The organism is Gammaproteobacteria bacterium, assembly GCA_029882975.1.
Lineage (GTDB): Bacteria > Pseudomonadota > Gammaproteobacteria > SZUA-152 > SZUA-152 > JAJDNG01.
The window spans coordinates 1-17,663 of sequence record JAOUJW010000032.1 but is presented as its reverse complement, the minus strand read 5'-3'; the positions used below and the strand labels follow the sequence as shown (position 1 = coordinate 17,663).

Genomic DNA, 17,663 nt, shown 5'->3' with positions numbered 1-17,663 from the left:
TCACTATTCGCCGCCGGACAAGGAAGCGTCAATAATTTCTTACTATTTAGCATTGCTATAGAGATTCAAGTTCAGCTATTGTAAAACCAGTTCGCTTATTTAGTCACCATCCAATAGGAGGCTGCTTATGTCCTATAAAATTCTTACCGGCCACAGTATCACCCAGAAACCCATGGTCAACCGCCGCACCGTCAACCGCCCCACGAATGTTTCACTGGATGATCCGGCGCTTTTGGTTATGACGGATTTTAATTTAATCACCCCTTACTCCATAGAACCCACCGCATCCATAGATGCGACCAACGAAAAGATGATCGCCTGCGGTGTACGCCTGCTGTTTGTAACTGACAGCAATCACTCTCTGCTGGGTTTAATCACGGCGACCGATATATTGGGAGAAAAGCCGTTACAATACTTGAAGGAACATAGCGGCAGACGCGATGAAATTATGGCGCAGGACATTATGACACCGCACAACATGCTGGACGTTGTGCATATGTCAGATGTTGAATACTCTTGCGTTGGTGATATCATAGAAACCGCAAAAGCAATGGGACGACAGCATTTGTTGGTGGTTGAATTTTCCGGAGACATTGCCCGCCAAACCATACGGGGCTTGTTCTCTACGACTCAAATCAGCCGCCAATTGGGAGCCAGTATTGACATTGCCGAACGTGCCAACACGTTTGCAGAGTTGGGCAAAGCGATAGCATCCGTGTAAGCCACTCCCAACATGTCCGCAAAACAATACCCGGCAGAAACCGTTAACGTTCAAACCGCACAATGTAAAATGAGAGAGTCACAGTCCATCAATACCAACGCCGCCCCCATAGGCGGCGATGGTTATTTCACTTTGGGGCTTTCCAATCTGTTCGTATTTGCCACTGGCGGCCTGTCTTTGTTGTGGTTTTTGCGCGACGTCATACAATTCGCAACAAAAACTCCCGCCTCAAGCAATAACTGTGATGTTATCACCGTCTTAGGCATGCGCCTGGAAGAGAATCAGCCCGGCCGGGACTTCATCTCGCGTCTGGAGCGAGCCAGAACTTTGTTTGAAACCGGGTCCGCCAACACGATATTAATCTTGGGAGGAAAAACGGGGAACAGTATAAAAAGCGAAGCTCAAAGCGGCCTGGAGTACCTGAGCAATTCGGGCATTGGCTCCGAGTTTATAGTTACCGAGGACCAATCCCGCCACACGTTGGAAAACTTAAGCAACGCCAGAACCATTTATTTGGGCAAAAATGAAAAACGCACGACCATTATCACCAGCCGTTTCCATCTGGCTCGGGCCCATATCATGGCCAAAGGCCTGCAATTGCAGCATTGTATGTGCGCTGCAGAGGAACACTTTCTCTTCAATCCCAAAAACCTGATCCGAGCCTGCGTAGAGGCCTATTTCATTCACTGGTATTACACCGGCAAACTTTGGGCCCATTGCATTCGCAGCGAAAAGAGCCTGAGTCGAATTCGCTGAAATCATCGACCGATTTTGCAAATTTGTGCGTTTATTTTGCAAGCACTTCATACTTTTATTGAATCCGGTTACCCTATGGTACAATTTGTCGGTTTTTCCGACCGGACAATACCTACACGGCGTAAAAACCCAGGGTCATTGCATAACAGTTTGTTTTAATTAGATTTAGAGATACCGATATGATCAAAGTCAGCGATCAAGAGCGCGAAGTTGCACAACTCATTATTGATACATTAAACCTGGAAGACATCGAAGTCGATGATATAGAACCGGAGGAGCCTTTGTTTAATGAAGGGCTGGGCTTGGATTCTATCGACGCTCTGGAACTGGCTCTTGCTATTTCCAAGACCTACGGCTTCCAATTGCGCTCCGATGACAGCGAGAATGCCCGAATTTTTTCCTCATTACGCAAGTTGAGCGAACACGTGGGCAAAAATCGACAAACTTAGCCTAATCACAACAGAATCCAGCATCATGCGTACGGTTTTATTGATAGCAGCCTATCCATTTGTCACTCATTACAGCGTCTTGCACCAAAACCCTTGGCCCGCCATGGTTTTGCTGTTCCTCATTGCCGCTTCAGTGTTTGGTGAAAAGCAAAAAGGCAAGAAATTAACCCGAAACGGGTTGGCTTCAGTAGCAGGCTTTGCGGTTTCCGGCATATTGCTGTTTAAACTTATGCAGCACTATGAATTCGCCATCTTATTCTTCCCACCGGTTTTCGCAAGCCTGGGCTTTCTGTTTATTTTTGGGCGCACCCTGACACCCAATCGCACCCCCCTGATCACTCATATCGCTTTACTCTACCACGGTGGAACACTGGATCCGGCTTTACAGCGTTACACCTATCATTTAACCGTGGCCTGGGTGCTGTTGTTTGCTTTTCTAACAGTGGAGAGCCTGTGTTTGGCTTTTTTCGCGTCTTTAGACACCTGGTCTCTATACACTAACGGTATTAATTATTTGTTTGTATTGGGTCTGATGGCCGGTGATCATATAGTCCGAATCTGGCGTTTTAAACATATTAAGTTTCCCGGCTTTATGGGATTTTTGCGTATGTTGAAACAAACCGACTTTTCCAGCCTGTATAAAAGCTAGGCGATGGATAATTCAGACTTTCCGCTACTTTCCCACACTGCCGCACAAACGGTCGCCCGATTTGGCAATACAGACATCAGCCGAGATCATTTTTTAGCGGATGTGTACCATGTAGCCCAGGCCCTGCCTGACCACAGCTACGCCATCAACCTGTGTGAAAATCGTTACCATTTTTTGGTGGCATTTACCGCCGCCTTGGTGAAAGGGCAAACCAATTTATTACCCGCCAGCCACGCCCAAAAAACAATTTTGGATGTGGCGCAGCAATATCCGAACAGCTATTGTTTGACGGACCACCGCATTGACGGTATTGAGCTGCCGGAATTTTTTCTGCAGTTGCCCCAAAACCTTACAATAACCGACGGCGCTGAAGTCCCTCATATCGCCTCGGACCACCTAGCCTGCATTGCGTTTACCTCGGGCAGTACCGGTCAATCCACCCCCAATGCTAAAACCTGGGGCCAACTGGTACGAGTGACCCGGCTGATTCAGCAAAGTTTTGGTATTCAAACATTACACCCACTTACGCTTATCGCCACTGTACCGCCACAACACATGTATGGCCTGGAAACCTCGATAATGCTTCCACTGGTTTCCGGTTCCTGCGTATTTGCGGGACGTCCCTTTTATCCGCAAGACATTCGCAATGCCCTGCTAAACCAGGACGGCCCCAAGGTCCTCATTACAACGCCCACCCATTTACGTGTCTGCGTGGAATCCGGCTTGTCCTGGCCCGCTCCTGAATTCATTATTTCCGCAACCGCACCGCTACCTCAGGAACTGGCGCTAAAAGCCGAGCAGGTTTTTGGCGCCCCGGTTAAGGAAATCTATGGCTGCACCGAATGCGGCTCTATGGCTTCACGCCGCACCGTAGAAGGCAATATCTGGAAGTTATTCGACACCTTACGTATCTCTAACCAGGACGGCGACAGCATAGCCACTGCACCTTACCTGGATCAGGCTGTGGTATTGGGCGATATTGTAATTTGTCACGATGAAAATCGTTTTGAGCTCGCGGGACGCAAATCTGATATGCTTAATATTGCCGGTAAGCGCGCGTCCCTGGCTGACTTGAATCACAAATTGCTGGCCATTGAAGGCATTGAGGACGGTGTGTTGTTTCTACCGGACTGCGCGGAAACCGACACACTAACCCGCTTGGTGGCCTTTGTCGTTGCTCCGGCATTGCAGGAGAAACAAATTCTGGATGCACTGCGCTTACACGTGGACGGAGCTTTTTTACCTCGTCCCATTTACAAAGTAGAGCAATTGCCCCGAGAGAAAACCGGTAAACTGCCGCGTAAAAACCTACTAAGCTTATTGGACCAACTGAGGGTAGGCAGCACGGCTCATTCGGCCACATGACAATAAAGGGAAAACTATGAGCTTTGAAGCTGACAGCGTAATTCCAAACTCCCACCCCAGCCTGGAGGGCCACTTTCCCGGCAATCCTATTGTGCCGGGCGTAGTGGTCCTGGATGAAGTCATCAACGCGGCGCTGGCATGGAAACCGGAGGCACAAGTGGGAGGATTCGCGGCGGTGAAGTTTTTGACCCCACTTTTACCGGACGAACCCTTTAGTATTCAATTTACGGAAATGGGTAGCCGTCGGGCAAAATTTAATTGCTACAAAAAAAGTAATTCCGAATCCGCTTTTGCTACCGGCCAGTTAAAATTGGACCACCCGGAGGTGTAGAGCAGTAAATACGCGCAGCAAGAGGTAAAACATATGGGCAGCGAATGGAAAAAATCCCCCGAACGAGGGTCTCCCTTATTGGTAAAGTTGATCCTGTGGGTAGCGCTGCACATCGGCCGGACTCCGACTCGGGTTTTTTTGTATCCCATTACCCTGTACTTTCTGCTGGCGGTTAGCAAAGCGCGCCGGGCATCATTCCAGTTTTTCACTTTAGTTTTGCAGCATCCACCCAGCTTATTGACAGTCGCCAGGCATTTTCACTGTTTTGCCTCCACTATTTTGGATCGAGTGTATTTCCTGTGCGGGCGCTTTGATTTGTTTAAGACCAAGATCGAAAATCTTGATCTGCTGCTCAACACCTTGGCCGAGGGTAAGGGTTGTATCTTATTAGGTTCGCACCTGGGAAGTTTCGAGGTGTTGCGTGCTGTTGCTTTGAAAGAGAAAAATATCCCCTTAAAAGTTTTCATGCGGGTGGAGCAAAACGCCACCATCACTAAGTTGTTGGACACGTTGAACCCGGACATCGCCAAAACCGTTATCCCGCTGGGCACATTTAGCGCCGGCTTGGCCGCCCACGAGTTTCTCAACACCGGTGGTATGTTGGGCATACTCGGTGACCGAGTCAGCAACGATGACAAAACCGTGGAATGCCAATTCATGGGGAAACCCACTTTATTTCCCACCGGCCCCTTGTTGATGGCTTCTATTTTAAACGTCCCGGTAGTGCTAATATTCGGTTTGTATCGTGGCGGTAACCGCTACGATGTGCACTTCGAACTGTTGACTGAATCGGTTGACGTTTCCCGAAAAACCCGAGATGAAGATATCCAGCGTTGGGTTCAGCTGTATGCCAAACGGCTGGAACACTATACCCGTATGGCGCCTTACAATTGGTTTAATTATTATGATTATTGGAACACCAATAAAGTCAACGAAACACCATAAGGTATGGATATTCGCCACAACAGTCCTTGTGGCTTGTCTGTACAGCTCTACGCCATCCAGCGCAGAGCCGGAAGCATCGGCTTGGAATCTGGAAACCTTAATGGAGGCGATGGCCCAAGTGAAGTCCTCCAGTGCCCGTTATGAGTTGGTCGAACATCGCTCCATCACCACGAAACCCCTGGTATCCTCCGGCAAACTGGTTTACAAGGCGCCGGACTATATTGAACGGCGCAGCGAAAAACCGCTTCCGGGTTACTTCATTGTGGAAAAAGACAACCTGCGCCTGAAAACCGAAGGTCAAAAGGAGCGTCGTCTGGTGCTGTACCAATTCCCCCCGATACATGCGCTGGTGGAAGCCATGCGCTCAACGCTATCGGGTAATATTAAAACCCTGAAAAACTTCTATCAGGCATCCCTTTCCGGCAACCGCAAGGCCTGGACCTTGAAACTGAATCCATTGGATGAAGAAATGCTGACTTATGTGGATGCCATGACTTTGCACGGCAGTGGCACCCAACTGCATCGCGTAGAAACGCTGGAGGCCGGCGGTGACCGCAGTATCATGACGGTCAGTGATCACGGCATGACGCTTTGAGCCGCCAGTGACCGGTACCGAGCCCCGTCAGCACCGCTACATCCCCATAGCCCTCTGGCTTATCGCCATTGCCATTAGCCTGTGGGTATTGTTTACCCGCGCCCATATGAGCACGGATATGGCGCAGTTTATGCCAGACGCCAAAACGCCTGCGGAAAAACTATTACTGGAAGAATTAAACCAAGGTGCCGCTTCGCGCCTGCTGCTACTCGCCATTGAAGCCAAAGACCCTCACTCCCCAGTCACTCAACAAACCATCCAAACATTGGCACAACTGAGTCGCGAGTTTGCCAAACAACTGAAACAGAGTGAACGATTCAACCGGGTGGATAATGGCATGCCGGCGAAACAGGACAAACAAGACCAGCGACTGTTGTTTCAATACCGCTATTTGCTCAGCCACCAGATAAATCAAGAACGCTTTCAGACCCCCTCATTGCGCGCCCTGTTAGAGCGGCGCTTGCTGGAATTGAGTTCCCCCATGGGCATGATGAACAAGCGCACTTTCACCAAGGACCCCACTAATGAACTGGGCACTATTGTAGACAGCCTGCAACCGCAACAAAACACCAACACCCAATATGGCGTATGGTTTTCCGGCGATAACCGCAAAGCATTGTTGATGTTACAGACACAGGCACCAGGGTTTGATTTGGATGCGCAGGAGCGCAATATTACCGCTATTGGGAAAATTTTTCAGTCCCTCGACCAAGGGACTCCAGCGCAAAACTACACCCTGACCCTCAGCGGAAGCAGCGTTTTTGCCACTCAATCACGCAAAAAAATAGAAAAAGAAATCACTTTACTAAGCGCAGCAGCCGGCATCGCCGTCATTTTGATTTTACTACTGGCTTACCGCTCCGTGAGCCTAACTTTAATCAGCGCATTACCGCTGGTCTCCGGCATACTTTTCGGCACAGCGGGAGTGATCCTTGCCTTTGGGCAGATCCATGGAGTCACCCTCGCATTTGGCGTGACCATACTGGGGGTAGCCATTGATTACCCTATCCATGCGTTCAGCCACTTAAAGCCACCGCGCAGTGTTACTTACAACATTGGACGCATCTGGCCCACCTTGCGCTTGGGTGTGGTCACTACCGCAACGGGCTATTTAGCCATGGCCTTTACCCATTTCAGCGGCTTGGCGCAATTGTCGTGGTTTGCCATTATTGGGCTGTTAGCTGCAGCGGCCATTACCCGCTGGGTAGTCCCGGCGGTGCTTCCCGCCTATTACGTACCGAAAACCGCACAACAGACAAATGGTGTTCTTGCTCCGGACGGGATTTTCGCTCGGATGTTACAGCCGGGATTTAAAACCACCTTGGGTATGATCATTTTGGCAATTACTGCCTGCGGATATATTACATTGACTGATAAAACGATATGGCAAAATGATCTATCCGCGCTAAGCCCCTTGCCGAAAGATAAACTGCAATTGGATAAACAACTGCGCGCGGAACTGGGCGCGCCGGATGTACACCATATGGTCTTAATCAGTGATACCAGCGCTGAGACGGTGCTGCAAAAATCGGAACAATTAGACCAAAAATTGCGGGAATTGAAAACGGCCGGCATCGTAGCCTCTGTTGATATGGCCAGCCATTACCTTCCCAGCGTAAAAACCCAAACTCAACGTCAGGCATTATTGCCCGACGAACTTATGCTGCGACAACAGCTCACTGCCGCCGTTCAAGGCATGCCGTTTCGAGACGGCCAGTTTGAGCCCTTTGTGCAATCCGTTGTCGACAGCAAAACACTACCCGCCCTAACGCTGGAACATCTGCAAAACAGTGCCTTGGGTTTAAAACTCAGCTCCCTGCTGTTTCAACGCTCGGATCACTGGACGGCTGTGGTGATACTGTACGATGCCCGACAGCCGCAGAAACTCACCGAGTGGTTCCAACAACAAGATCTGGATGGGGTTTATTATCTCAACTTAAAACAAACCAGCAATATCCTGGTCAGCAGTTTTCGCCAAGAAACTCTGTCACGAATGCAATGGGCCATTTTGGCCATCATCGTGGTACTATGGTTGGGATTGCGTTCCTGGGATTATCTGGTCGCCGCCACGTTACCGGTAGGCGCTGCCATTGTTTGTGTCATGGCGCTGTTGATTGCTCTCGATATGCCTCTGTCCCTGTTTAATCTGGTGGCGGTACTGCTGGTATTTGGAATTGGTATAGACTATGGTTTGTTTTTTAATCGTAATGAAGTCGACATTCAGGAAAAATTACGCACCTTTCACGCACTGTCGGTATGCTGTATATCCACGGTTACCGTGTTTGGCCTTTTATCCCTGTCCCACATTCCCGTACTCAAAGACATGGGCCATACCGTGTCTGTAGGTGTTTTACTGAGCTTTGTATTTGCGCTGTCCCTATCGCAAACGCGTCGCTTGTTTAACAAATAACCAACTTAAATCCGAGCGGATAACAGGGCTATTGCGCAAATTGAATTTGACGAATGGTTTTAACGGTTTAAAATCTGCTGACATTTACACAACGGCTATAGCGGCATGAATCAAGTGTTGAAAATCACCCACTACACCACAGTGAACTCGCTGGGTACCGGCTTGAAGGCCAATCTGGACGCATTGCAACAAAAACGCAGTGGCCTAAGCAGCTGCGACTTCAGCGACTGCCATTTGGAGACCTGGATCGGCCAAGTCGCCCTGGAGCAACCCGTGGACGGCGCTCTAGCCCAATTTGATTGCCGCAATAACCGTCTAGCGCTTGCCGGTATGCAGGCGGATGGCTTTGCAGAAGCGATAGCGGCAGCGCGTCAACGCTATGGCGCACACCGTATTGGCGTGTTTATGGGTACCAGCACCTCCGGTATTCAACAAACCGAGCGAGCTTACAAGCATCGAGATTTGGTAGCCAATGCCCTACCGAAAGATTTTAATTACCAACAAAGCCACAATACGTTTTCCGTTGCCTGGTTCACTCAACAATATTTACAACTGCAAGGGCCTGCTGTTGTTATATCCACGGCTTGTTCTTCCAGTGCCAAAGTTTTCGCCAGCGCCAGCCGTTATATACAAGCCGGGTTGTGTGACGCCGCCATTGTCGGTGGTGTAGACAGCCTATGCTTAACCACCTTATTGGGCTTTAACTCTTTGGAACTGGTTTCACAGCAAAAGTGTCGTCCCTGGGACGGCGGACGCAACGGCATTAATATTGGAGAATCCGCCGGCTATGCCCTGCTGGAAAAACCCAATGGTGATAATGCGCAGGCACTGGAGCTGCTGGGCTACGGAGAAAGCAGTGACGCGTACCATATGTCTACGCCCCACCCACAGGGCGAGGGGGCGGCCCTGGCCATGCAGCGCGCATTGGAAACAGCCGAATTGCAGGCAGATAAAGTGGACTACATTAACCTTCATGGCACCGCCACCCAATCCAACGACAGCGCGGAAGATCACGCCGTCGTTCAGGTTTTTGGTACATTTACACCCTGTAGCTCCAGCAAAGGCTGGACAGGCCACACCTTGGGTGCCGCAGGGATCACTGAAGCCGTGTTTTGCTTTCTGGCCATGGAAAATAATTTTATGCCCGGCACCTTAAACACCACCAGTATTGACCCTGCCCTGTCCGCACAAGTACTGCTGGACAACAAAGCCGGTAAAATAAACATAACGATGAGTAACTCTTTCGGGTTTGGCGGCAGCAATTGCAGCTTGCTGTTTGGCAAAGCCGGCATTTCCAGCTAAAGTGCCAGGTTACAGGTAAAACTATGCTGAAAGCTTCTATAAAAAAAATCGGTATCATCGCTCCAGGCCTCACCAACTGGGGGCAGTGTCGTCAAGTCCTTACCGGCGAGCAAACCTTTGAAAAAAGACCACCGGACAAATTTGTGCCCAACCTGCTGCGCCCCAATGAAAGACGGCGTACCACGAATCTCATAAAATTGGCTTTACAAGTTGGCGAACAAATTCTGGATGATTGCCCTTATCCACAAAACTCTTTGTGTGCCGTGTTTGCTTCATCCGAAGGCGATACCGATATTATTGATAAAATTTGCACGGCTTTGACACTACCGGACCAACCGGTATCACCCACACAATTTCACAACTCCGTACATAACGCACCGGCAGGATATTGGGCCATTGCCACCGAATGCCGGGAATCTTCCACCAGTTTGTCAGCCGGTACAGCGTCGTTTGCATCCGGCTTACTGGAGGCAACCACCATCGCAGTGACAGAGCACAAACCCGTTTTGATGATCAGCTACGATTACCCTGCACCCGAATCATTGCAACCCTTTGTTCCCGTAACCGAGCCTCTGGCATGCGCCTTGTTGATCAGCCATGAGACTGACGGTGAGAACGAGGCGATCATATCGCTGCAATTGAATCAGACCGCGACTCCTTCCTCGCTGGACAATGCAGCGCTGGAACCCCTGCGTCAAAGCAACCCCAGCGGACACGCGTTAAGCTTGCTGGAAGCCATCTGCACCTCAAAACAAACCGCTGTACTGCCTTATGTAGGAGGAAATTCATTAATGGTGACCTTATCATGACAGGACCGGCCATCAAGGTAACACGGGATGAGCTGTGTGATTTGATTCCTCATTCCGGCATCATGTGTTTGTTGGACGGTGTTAGGGATTGGACCGACGATAGCATCTCTTGTATCAGCCGTTCACACCAATCACAGGACAATCCTCTACGACGAAACAATCAATTGTCCAGCGTCCATACTATGGAGTATGGGGCCCAAGCGATGGCAGTACACGGCGGCCTATTAGCCAAACAATATGGCCAATCTATTAAGCCCGGTTATTTGGCGGCATTGCGTGACGTAGAATTGTTAGTCCCCCGTATTGATGACGTGGAAGAAACCCTGGTGATTTCCGCTAAACAGCTCATGGCCGGCGATGGTAATCTTATGTATGTGTTCAAAATCATGGCCGGAGACCGCGTAATCAGTTCCGCTCGTGCCACCGTCATTACCCAAGGCTAAGCCGTGAGTAAGGTTGCATTGGTAACGGGAGGCAGCGGCGGAATCGGCGCGGAAATCTGCAGGCGCCTGGCCCAAGATGGCCATCAAGTTTACGTTCATGCCAACCAGAACAAAGATAAAGCTGAGCAATTGGTGCAGGCTATCGAAGCCGAAGGCGGCCAGGCACAAAGCATTGTCTTTGATGTTACCGATGCGGAACAAACCCGGTGCCTCTTGACCGAACTGGCGGAAAAAAATCCGATCCAGATTCTGGTCAATAACGCCGGAATCCATAGTGATGCCCCCATGGCCGGCATGAGCACCGAACAATGGGACAAAGTACTGCAAGTTTCACTCAACGGGTTTTTCAATGTTACGCAACCCCTGTTACTGCCGATGATGGCAACTCGTTGGGGGCGAATTATTAACAGCTCCTCCATTGCAGGTATCACTGGCAATCGAGGTCAAGCCAATTACGCGGCGGCTAAGGCAGGACTGCATGGTGCCACCAAGACCCTGGCCAAAGAACTGGCTTCCCGAGGCGTCACTGTTAACTGCGTTGCCCCTGGTATTATAGAAACGGAAATGACCGAAGGGGTATTTGATGCCAAAACCATTAAGGCTATGGTGCCCATGAAACGTGCCGGCAAACCGGAAGAAGTGGCCGCTTTAGTGAGTTTTCTGGCGTCAGATCAAGCCGCGTATATTTCCGGGCAAATTATTAACATTAACGGTGCTATGGTTTAAAAGGCACCGGTTTAAGCCAAACTCCAACGCCACCGTTTGGAACAGTTAAACGTCTATGAATCAAAGTAGTAAAGCTCCCACCTTCGCAGTACTTATTCCGGCTTACAACGAAGCTGCTACCATTCATAATGTGGTTGCAAAATCATTGGCGCACACCGACAAAGTCATCGTTGTCGATGACGGCTCCAGTGATGACACTGTCGCACAACTACACGATCTTTCCGTGGAAGTTCTACAAAACGAACAAAACTGCGGCAAAGCTGCCAGCCTGTGGCGAGGCCTGCAACACGCTATGGAAAAAGGCTACGACTACGTTATCACCCTGGACGGGGACGGTCAGCACGACCCGGCTGAAATACCTGAGCTGATAGCAAAAAGTCGGGACAATCCCAACTGCCTCATCATCGGTGCCCGGTTAAAAAATCGCGAAAACGCTCCTAAAGCACGCTTGTTTGCCAACAATTTTGCGGACTTTTGGGTTTCCTGGGCTGCGGGGCAATGGGTATCGGACAGTCAATCCGGTTTTCGGGTTTATCCCGCCCAACTGATCAGTAAACTGCGCATTCCCCACCACCGCTCCCGCAGCTTTGTATTTGAAAGTGAAATCGCCATAGAGTCAGTGCGCCACGGTCACCCGGTAGTAGTCAAACCGATTGTATCCACCTACCACGCCGATGCCCGCCCCAGTCACTTCAAACCGGTTGCGGATATTAGCAAAATCGTACTCATGATTGCCTGGAAAATTATAAAGTGGGGATTGTACCCGGTGGGGTTTATAAAGGCTTTGAACACTCGCCCTAAGATTTAGGAGCCCCGCTCTACCAAGTGTTCAATTTAATTCGAATGGCTTCATCCAAACGACGTACGGTTTTATTATAGGTGGCATGAATGGAGTTACCGTTATAACGTAATTCAGCACTGTCTTTATAGCGTATCTCATACATTGATTTGCTGAAAGTGACACTAACCTCGGCCATGGCACCGCGCGGAAAATTGATTCTACCAATGAGTTCGTTTTTAGCTCCGTACTTAAACTTCCAGCCAACAATTTCGCCCGCCTCTTTAATCAACTGCCCTATACGCTGCTCGCTCACCTGCGCCGGCGTATGAATGGGTCGCCCCAAAGCCTCATAGATGGGTTGGCTTTTGCATGCGGTCAGCATCAGCAACAACAAAACTATAGAGAATGGTTTGGATAGATTGAAAGCATAGTCTTGCATTCCAGCCACCTGTATTTGCCCTGAGACGTGGGAAGAAAATGACCAAATCATTCTAACGTGTTTCTCCGTGTTTGCTCAAACCCTTGCAGGATCGCCGACACCGACTCAACGCTATCAATCCCCGCCACACTCTTACCTGCCTGCCAATAATCCCGCCTGCCACTACTATCCAGCAATGCCTTCTTTAACAAGCGAATCGACTTTAAGGCATAAAACAAACGCATCCAATGTTTAGTGGACTTCCTGCCCAACAACCAGCCCGCCACAGCGCCCGGCTTAACTCCGGCCCGTTTCACTTGCTCAGTTTCTATTACCGACACGGGTACGCCGGTAATGGTCTCACTCATAACAATATCTTTTTCCTGGGAGCGCACAATCGCCTCTTTATAAGCCTCATTGGCGGAACACTCTTGAGAGGCAATAAATCGCGTTCCCATTTGCACACCGGCATATCCCAAATTCAACATGTGCGTATACTCTTCACCCGTACTTATCCCACCGGCGCATATCAGCGGAACACCCAAGGGCGATAACTGCTCCCACAAGCTTTGCGCACTCAAAGCACCTGCATGACCCCCGGCGCGATTATTAACCGCAATCAGACCATCGACACCACAGGACAAGCCCTTTTCAGCCCACTTAATCTCGGTTACATCGTGAAACACCAAACCACCATGGGCATGCACCATATCGACAACCCAATCCGGCTTACCCAAAGAAGTAATGAAAAACGCCACCCCTTCTTCCAGGGCAATTTGAATCCAGTCTTCCATGCGCTCTCGATATCTCGCAGACGACTGTTCGATTAGCGCGTTCATGCCAATGGGTTTTTGGGTGAGGCTGCGTATGTATCGCAAACTGCTGCGAAAATCATACCCAAAGACATAGGTCATGGTCACAGGCTGAACGACACCAATACCCCCCGCCTCTGACACCGCTGCCACCAGTTCAGGATTGCTGCACGGATACATCGGACCGCCAATAACCGGTATTGTTATGCCTATAGACTCGCAAAAAGAACGCCACGCGAGAGAAGAATCTTGCGTCACAAACACCACCTCATGCTATCAAACCCAATCGCCAGGTCACTGCGACCCGGGCCACCACTTCACCCACACCGTCCACTATATCTACCAAAACTATATGTTCCATGTCTGCGCTTACCTGGGGAAAACTCGCATCACACTGGGCCTGCAAGTCACCCCTGGCCTTTTTTAAATAGTCAATACTAATATGGGTGACAATCCCTCGTACATGAGATGGCATACCGCTCATAAGCGCCAAACCGCTGCACATTTCACCGAAATTCACCAAGGCAATGGCGTGAATGCTGTTGAGATGATTTCGTACCCGGCGCCGATCCGGTAACAACAAACGGATATATCCCTCACGAAAATCCAACACCCGTGCACCAATCGTGGCACTGTAGGGAACAAATATACCAATTAGGCGGCTAAACAATCGCTTTCCCAAAGGTAAAGGCGCCAGCCGAAACCACCAGCGCAACAGTAATGCACCCGGCGAAGTTTTCACAATTGATCCAATGGACTCAACACACTGACTCCCGGTTTATTTAGCACATGCGTATAAATCATTGTAGTTGATACATCCGCATGGCCCAACAATTCCTGTACTGTGCGAATATCATAGTTATTCTCCAGCAAGTGCGTGGCAAAGGAATGGCGCAAGGAGTGACAATTCACTTTTTTCACCAGTCCGGACTCGGTTGCCGCCTTTTTCACATAGCGCTGTAACACAGTCTCATGAACATGGTGCCTGCGAACAATGTTACTGCGAGGATCCACCGAAAGCCGAGACGATGGGAACACGTATTGCCAACCCAATTCCTTCGCAGCATTTGGATATTTTCTAGACAACGCAAATGGTAAATACACCTCACCGTACCCCGCCTTTACATCCTCTTCATGGAGTTGTTTTACGAATTCAACTTGTTGTTTTAAAGACTCAACAAGACGTTTGGGCAGTGGCACTACCCGGTCTTTTCCTCCCTTGCCCTTACGAATGATAATTTGTCCGTATTCAAAATCCAGATCGAACACCCGCAGTCGAATACACTCCATTAAACGAATTCCACAACCGTACAGCAAATTAGCCATTAGAGAAATCTTATCATCCTCCAACTGCGACAACAGCGCTCTGACCTCTGCTTTTGTCAGCACCACGGGCAGTCTTTTTTGTTTCTGGGAACGAGAAAAATCACCGAACTCGCCCAAATCCATTCCGAGTACGTGTTTATAAAAGAAAACAATCGCACACAAAGCCTGCCCCTGAGTGCTGGCTGCTACATTTCGTTTTACAACCAAATACTCCAAATATGACACTACGGCGTGTTTATCCAGATCAGCCGGATTCTGCATGGAATGGAAAAGCAAATACCTTGCAACCCAAGGGATGTAGGCATGTTCCGTTCTTATGGAAAAATGGTTTATCCGCATACGTGCCACCATCTTTTGGTATAACTCTGGAAACCCGTCTCGAAATTTCTTGACAATTTTTACCGATGACTCTGGGATTTGTTGCAACAACTCTGTACTTATATCAGCATCTCTGGCAATCGTGGCGTGAGATGAAGGTAAACTGGTAGCCAACTCCTCCCAAAATCCCCATGGGAACTCCTTAGCCCAGGGCAACTTAGCCGTATCCCGCAACAACAACCTCAATGCCTGCACCACTTGTTGGAACTGCCAGTCAGAAACTCTGCCGCTTTGACTAACGGTGTTCAAATACTGCACCAAATCCTCTACGTTTTGCTCCTCCACCGGAATCGCTATAGCTTTTAAATAGAACTCAACGCGTTTCACATACCACCTAGCTCTATCGGGCGACAACTTCTGGTGTCGTAGTTGTGCGAAATAGAGACTCATCAAATTCTTGCCCATGGTTTCATCCTGATCTGATTGACTAGAACAGGTGCACATATTAGCACCTGTTTGGCAAAAAACTCAAATCAAGAAACTTGCAGTATTTCTCAGCGGCAATATTAAAATGAGTCGCCTATCTACAACAACCATCCTTCCGTTACCTATTGTTTATTAAGGCAATATGTGAGTCTCGGCCAACTTATATCCCCAAATCCGAAAAATATGCAAAAGGGCATATTGAACACAGGTAATAAAAAGTAAAATACAGCAGTTCAATATGCACAATGACACCAAACCCAAAACTGATCGACTAACAACCAAACTTTGTGGACTAATTGATCAAATTACTGGAAGGTGCCACAGAACTGTGCTAAACATAAAGACCATAAACAATTGTTTCTTGGAGATTTACAAATGATCTCAGTAAATGCGGTAAGTTGCACAGGGGTGTGCTCAAGAAATGATCGCGTGATTGTGCATATTGACAAAAATAATAAAAGGTATAATTACGTGGACTGTCGAAAACTCTGTTAGGGGCGCGTTGATGGAGTATCCTATTTTAGCCATAGAGCCTCACGGTTTTACTGCAATGTTGAAAGATAGTAGTTATTGGAAATCATTACCAATTAGTTACATATCTTTATACCGAAAAAGACTAAATAGTTTAGTTTTTTATGGTAAAGATGGTAATAAATGGAGGTTAAAAACTATTGAACCGGATGAACCAATAGGATTTTTTGGAAAAATATTTGGTGGGTTACGCGAAATAAAGGTACGAGCCGAATTTGTTAGTATTGGCCCATATGAATTTATGGAGTTGCAAAGTATGTTCAAATCATCGGTAGAAGCAGATGATGATATTCTTTGTCAGCATCATTCTCAAAATCAGGTGATTGAGTGGATAAATCAAGCCAAATCAATAGGCAAACTGTTTAGTTTGTATATCTGGATTAGAAAAGACTTTGCAAAAGAATGAAAAAATATCCTAACCAGCCATTTCACGCGGACATACCTCCGCGGCGCACTTTTTGTGCAGAATCGCACAAAAAGTGCGCCGCTACGGCATGCCGGTGAATGCGGCGTTAGCATAAATTGATTGTGAAGACACCAGTATACTTAATGCTAGCTGTATCTGTTTTTTTGGTTTGCTATGCGGTATACGACGGTTCCGTGCTTAATGATGGATGTGACCGTAAAATTTCTCATCTCCGAACATATGGAACAATGTATCTTTCGATGTTTTTTGTATTTGCGACATGCTTGGTTTTTGCAAGAGAACGAAAGTGGCGTTACAAAAACGCTGGAACTATTAGGCAGTTAGTGTATGTGATAGCATTATTTAGTTCGAGCTTTTTATTGTTCTTATTTCTATTTATAGTTTCATTAATTGTGCTTCCTATGCTGGGCGTACCGCTATTCTATATCAGAGAATGTGTTGTGTAAGACTAAATAGTAAGTACTGTTAGAAAGTAAGGTAAGAGAATAATGAAACAATGAATGAATTGGTTACTAACCAGTCCCTGCACTCGGACACATTTCCGCGGCGCACTTTTTGTGGTAGTTACCACAAAAAGCACCCCGCTCCAAAGTGCCGGTGAGGGTGTCGTTATAAGTGAGCATGGTTAAAAATAGTATATTCAATACGTATAATATTTTTCTGAGTACGTTGGTTCTAGTTGGGCTAGTATATTATTTGTTGTCTATTAAATCCCAAGGAGGGTACGATCAATCTGGATTATTTTGTGTTTTATATGAAAATAATTTAGTTATCGCCTCTTTAATGGTATTTGCTTTCTGTTTAAATTTAGTCTGGTATTTTGTGCTAGAACCAAACAATAGAAGAAAATCTTTTTGGATTTTTGTATTTACGAGTATAAGTATTATCTTGGCTTGCGTTATTATTTTGTACCTACCTATTTTTGACGCTTGCAGTGGAGTTATGATCATTTCTGGTGTATGAGCACCTAGAAAGGGTGGCGTGCCCTTTGTTGTATAATTGTTTTCGCTGAAAAACAAACGACAAAGGAAGCACACCACATGAGCAAAGATAATGTTATTGA

Annotated in this window: 20 protein-coding genes; 15 read left to right on the top strand and 5 right to left on the bottom strand. The window is 48.0% G+C overall.

Annotation, left to right across the window (positions count from 1 at the left end; translation table 11 throughout):
* The first annotated feature begins 127 nt into the window (after positions 1–127).
* From OEY58_18690 to OEY58_18625, 14 genes are all read left to right on the top strand, one after another.
* Complete coding sequence (locus OEY58_18690; GenBank protein MDH5327484.1) at positions 128–721, top strand: CBS domain-containing protein; 594 nt, start codon at positions 128–130, stop codon at positions 719–721.
* 12 nt (positions 722–733) lie between these two features.
* Positions 734–1,477: a YdcF family protein gene (locus tag OEY58_18685; GenBank protein ID MDH5327483.1), complete on the top strand. Its 744-nt coding sequence runs from the start codon at positions 734–736 to the stop codon at positions 1,475–1,477.
* Positions 1,478–1,656: 179 nt separating this feature from the next.
* Positions 1,657–1,926 carry a phosphopantetheine-binding protein gene (locus OEY58_18680; GenBank protein MDH5327482.1) on the top strand — a complete coding sequence of 90 codons (270 nt, stop codon included), beginning with the start codon at positions 1,657–1,659 and terminating at the stop codon, positions 1,924–1,926.
* A 25-nt stretch (positions 1,927–1,951) separates the two neighbouring features.
* Entirely contained in the window at positions 1,952–2,575 is a 624-nt protein-coding gene (locus tag OEY58_18675) for a hypothetical protein (protein ID MDH5327481.1), read from the top strand.
* A 3-nt stretch (positions 2,576–2,578) separates the two neighbouring features.
* Entirely contained in the window at positions 2,579–3,940 is a 1,362-nt protein-coding gene (locus tag OEY58_18670) for an AMP-binding protein (protein ID MDH5327480.1), read from the top strand.
* Between the two features lie 16 nt (positions 3,941–3,956).
* Positions 3,957–4,271: a hypothetical protein gene (locus tag OEY58_18665; GenBank protein ID MDH5327479.1), complete on the top strand. Its 315-nt coding sequence runs from the start codon at positions 3,957–3,959 to the stop codon at positions 4,269–4,271.
* A 33-nt stretch (positions 4,272–4,304) separates the two neighbouring features.
* The gene (locus tag OEY58_18660; GenBank protein ID MDH5327478.1) at positions 4,305–5,216 is read left to right on the top strand and encodes a lipid A biosynthesis acyltransferase; all 912 of its coding nucleotides are present in this window, start codon (positions 4,305–4,307) and stop codon (positions 5,214–5,216) included.
* Between the two features lie 28 nt (positions 5,217–5,244).
* Complete coding sequence (locus OEY58_18655) at positions 5,245–5,811, top strand: outer membrane lipoprotein carrier protein LolA (protein MDH5327477.1); 567 nt, start codon at positions 5,245–5,247, stop codon at positions 5,809–5,811.
* 7 nt (positions 5,812–5,818) lie between these two features.
* The gene (locus OEY58_18650; GenBank protein ID MDH5327476.1) at positions 5,819–8,221 is read left to right on the top strand and encodes an MMPL family transporter; all 2,403 of its coding nucleotides are present in this window, start codon (positions 5,819–5,821) and stop codon (positions 8,219–8,221) included.
* A 105-nt stretch (positions 8,222–8,326) separates the two neighbouring features.
* A complete protein-coding gene (locus tag OEY58_18645) occupies positions 8,327–9,523 on the top strand; it encodes a beta-ketoacyl-[acyl-carrier-protein] synthase family protein (protein ID MDH5327475.1) in 1,197 nt (398 codons plus the stop codon).
* A gap of 23 nt (positions 9,524–9,546) precedes the next feature.
* Complete coding sequence (locus OEY58_18640; GenBank protein MDH5327474.1) at positions 9,547–10,332, top strand: beta-ketoacyl synthase chain length factor; 786 nt, start codon at positions 9,547–9,549, stop codon at positions 10,330–10,332.
* Positions 10,329–10,775: a phosphotransferase gene (locus OEY58_18635; GenBank protein MDH5327473.1), complete on the top strand. Its 447-nt coding sequence runs from the start codon at positions 10,329–10,331 to the stop codon at positions 10,773–10,775. Before OEY58_18640 ends, OEY58_18635 begins: the two co-directional genes overlap by 4 nt.
* Before the next feature lie 3 nt (positions 10,776–10,778).
* Complete coding sequence (gene fabG, locus OEY58_18630; GenBank protein MDH5327472.1) at positions 10,779–11,501, top strand: 3-oxoacyl-ACP reductase FabG; 723 nt, start codon at positions 10,779–10,781, stop codon at positions 11,499–11,501.
* Positions 11,502–11,556: 55 nt separating this feature from the next.
* Positions 11,557–12,309: a glycosyltransferase family 2 protein gene (locus OEY58_18625; protein ID MDH5327471.1), complete on the top strand. Its 753-nt coding sequence runs from the start codon at positions 11,557–11,559 to the stop codon at positions 12,307–12,309.
* A 10-nt stretch (positions 12,310–12,319) separates the two neighbouring features.
* On the opposite strand, the gene OEY58_18620 is transcribed toward OEY58_18625, so the two are convergent.
* Genes OEY58_18620 through OEY58_18605 form a run of 4 tightly spaced genes read right to left on the bottom strand, consistent with a single transcriptional unit; the run spans position 12,320 to position 15,660 of the window.
* On the bottom strand, positions 12,320–12,721 hold the full coding sequence (locus OEY58_18620) for a hypothetical protein (GenBank protein MDH5327470.1): 402 nt from the start codon (positions 12,719–12,721) through the stop codon (positions 12,320–12,322).
* A 47-nt stretch (positions 12,722–12,768) separates the two neighbouring features.
* On the bottom strand, positions 12,769–13,770 hold the full coding sequence (locus OEY58_18615; protein MDH5327469.1) for a nitronate monooxygenase: 1,002 nt from the start codon (positions 13,768–13,770) through the stop codon (positions 12,769–12,771).
* 10 nt (positions 13,771–13,780) lie between these two features.
* Positions 13,781–14,254: a DUF4442 domain-containing protein gene (locus OEY58_18610; GenBank protein MDH5327468.1), complete on the bottom strand. Its 474-nt coding sequence runs from the start codon at positions 14,252–14,254 to the stop codon at positions 13,781–13,783.
* Positions 14,251–15,660, bottom strand: a complete 1,410-nt coding sequence (locus OEY58_18605; protein ID MDH5327467.1) for an integron integrase — start codon at positions 15,658–15,660, stop codon at positions 14,251–14,253. The genes OEY58_18610 and OEY58_18605 overlap by 4 nt, the downstream gene beginning before the upstream one ends.
* A gap of 487 nt (positions 15,661–16,147) precedes the next feature.
* Between OEY58_18605 and OEY58_18600 the strand changes: the two genes are divergently transcribed.
* A complete protein-coding gene (locus tag OEY58_18600) occupies positions 16,148–16,579 on the top strand; it encodes a hypothetical protein (GenBank protein ID MDH5327466.1) in 432 nt (143 codons plus the stop codon).
* 749 nt (positions 16,580–17,328) lie between these two features.
* Here the strand turns inward: OEY58_18600 and OEY58_18595 are convergent.
* A partial coding sequence (locus OEY58_18595; protein MDH5327465.1) for a hypothetical protein occupies positions 17,329–17,663 on the bottom strand: 335 nt, incomplete at its 5' end.